This is a genomic window from Oceanobacillus sp. CF4.6, from assembly GCF_051262635.1.
Lineage (GTDB): Bacteria > Bacillota > Bacilli > Bacillales > Amphibacillaceae > Oceanobacillus.
The window spans coordinates 1-2,602 of sequence record NZ_JBIMEX010000027.1; the positions used below are offsets into that span (position 1 = coordinate 1).

Genomic DNA, 2,602 nt, shown 5'->3' on the forward strand with positions numbered 1-2,602 from the left:
AAGTCCTCGATCTATTAGTATCCGTCAGCTCCACGTGTCACCACGCTTCCACCTCGAACCTATCAACCTCATCGTCTCTGAGGGATCTTACTCACTCGAAGTGATGGGAAGTCTCATCTTGAGGGGGGCTTCATGCTTAGATGCTTTCAGCACTTATCCTTTCCACACGTAGCTACCCAGCTATGCTCCTGGCGGAACAACTGGTACACCAGCGGTGTGTCCATCCCGGTCCTCTCGTACTAAGGACAGCTCCTCGCAAACTTCCAACGCCCACGACGGATAGGGACCGAACTGTCTCACGACGTTCTGAACCCAGCTCGCGTACCGCTTTAATGGGCGAACAGCCCAACCCTTGGGACCGACTACAGCCCCAGGATGCGATGAGCCGACATCGAGGTGCCAAACCTCCCCGTCGATGTGAACTCTTGGGGGAGATAAGCCTGTTATCCCCGGGGTAGCTTTTATCCGTTGAGCGATGGCCCTTCCATGCGGAACCACCGGATCACTAAGCCCGACTTTCGTCCCTGCTCGACTTGTAGGTCTCGCAGTCAAGCTCCCTTCTGCCTTTACACTCTTCGAATGATTTCCAACCATTCTGAGGGAACCTTTGGGCGCCTCCGTTACTCTTTAGGAGGCGACCGCCCCAGTCAAACTGCCCGCCTGACACTGTCTCCGAACCGGATCACGGTCCTGGGTTAGAATGTTCATACAGCTAGGGTGGTATCCCACGGGTGCCTCCACGTAAGCTAGCGCTCACGCTTCTAAGGCTCCCACCTATCCTGTACAAGCTGCACAAACAGTCAATATCAGGCTACAGTAAAGCTCCACGGGGTCTTTCCGTCCTGTCGCGGGTAATGCGCATCTTCACGCATAGTATAATTTCACCGGGTCTCTCGTTGAGACAGTGCCCAAGTCGTTGCACCTTTCGTGCGGGTCGGAACTTACCCGACAAGGAATTTCGCTACCTTAGGACCGTTATAGTTACGGCCGCCGTTTACTGGGGCTTCGGTTCTAAGCTTCGCTTTGCAGCTAACTCTTCCCCTTAACCTTCCAGCACCGGGCAGGTGTCAGCCCCTATACTTCGCCTTTCGGCTTCGCAGAGACCTGTGTTTTTGCTAAACAGTCGCTTGGGCCTATTCACTGCGGCTCCTCCTAAAAAGGAGCACCCCTTCTCCCGAAGTTACGGGGTTATTTTGCCGAGTTCCTTAACGAGAGTTCTCCCGCTCACCTTAGGATTCTCTCCTCGCCTACCTGTGTCGGTTTGCGGTACGGGCACCTATGATCTAACTAGAGGCTTTTCTTGGCAGTGTGAAATCCGGAACTTCGGTACTAAATTTCCCTCCCCATCACAGCTTGAAATTGCCAGACGGATTTGCCTATCTGACTTTCTCACTGCTTGGGCGCACATATCCATCAGTGCGCATTCCTTATCCTTCTGCGTCCCCCCATCGCTCAAACAATCATGAGGTGGTACAGGAATATCTACCTGTTGTCCATCGCCTACGCCTTTCGGCCTCGGCTTAGGTCCCGACTAACCCTGAGAGGACGAGCCTTCCTCAGGAAACCTTAGGCATTCGGTGAAAGAGATTCTCACTCTTTTTTCGCTACTCATACCGGCATTCTCACTTCTAAGCGCTCCACCAGTCCTCACGGTCTGACTTCACAGCACTTAGAACGCTCTCCTACCATTGTTCGTAAGAACAATCCGCAGCTTCGGTGATACGTTTAGCCCCGGTACATTTTCGGCGCAGAGTCACTCGACCAGTGAGCTATTACGCACTCTTTAAATGATGGCTGCTTCTAAGCCAACATCCTGGTTGTCTGAGCAACTCCACATCCTTTTCCACTTAACGTATACTTTGGGACCTTAGCTGGCGGTCTGGGCTGTTTCCCTTTCGACTATGAACCTTATCACCCATAGTCTGACTCCCAAAGCTAAGTAACTGGCATTCGGAGTTTGACTGAATTCGGTAACCCGGTAAGGGCCCCTAGTCCAATCAGTGCTCTACCTCCAGTACTCTATTCTTTGAGGCTAGCCCTAAAGCTATTTCGGAGAGAACCAGCTATCTCCGTGTTCGATTGGCATTTCACCCCTACCCACACCTCATCCCCGCATTTTTCAACATACGTGGGTTCGGGCCTCCAGTCAGTGTTACCTGACCTTCACCCTGGACATGGGTAGATCACACGGTTTCGGGTCTACGACCGCATACTAATTCGCCCTATTCAGACTCGCTTTCGCTGCGGCTCCGTGTCTTCCACTTAACCTTGCATACGATCGTAACTCGCCGGTCCATTCTACAAAAGGTACGCCGTCACCCATTAACGGGCTTCGACTACTTGTAGGCACACGGTTTCAGGATCTATTTCACTCCCCTTCCGGGGTGCTTTTCACCTTTCCCTCACGGTACTGGTTCACTATCGGTCACTAGGTAGTATTTAGCCTTGGGAGATGGTCCTCCCGGATTCCGACGGAATTTCTCGTGTTCCGCCGTACTCAGGATACACTCCGGAGAAAATTCTCTTTTGACTACAGGGCTGTTACCCGCTATGGCTGACCTTTCCAGATCGATTCGTCTAAAGAATTTCTTTGTAACTCCGT

General features: G+C 52.3%; 1 rRNA gene. It reads right to left on the bottom strand.

Annotated features, from left to right (window positions below):
- A 23S ribosomal RNA gene (locus ACHABU_RS20595) occupies positions 1–2,602 on the bottom strand; the annotation flags it as partial.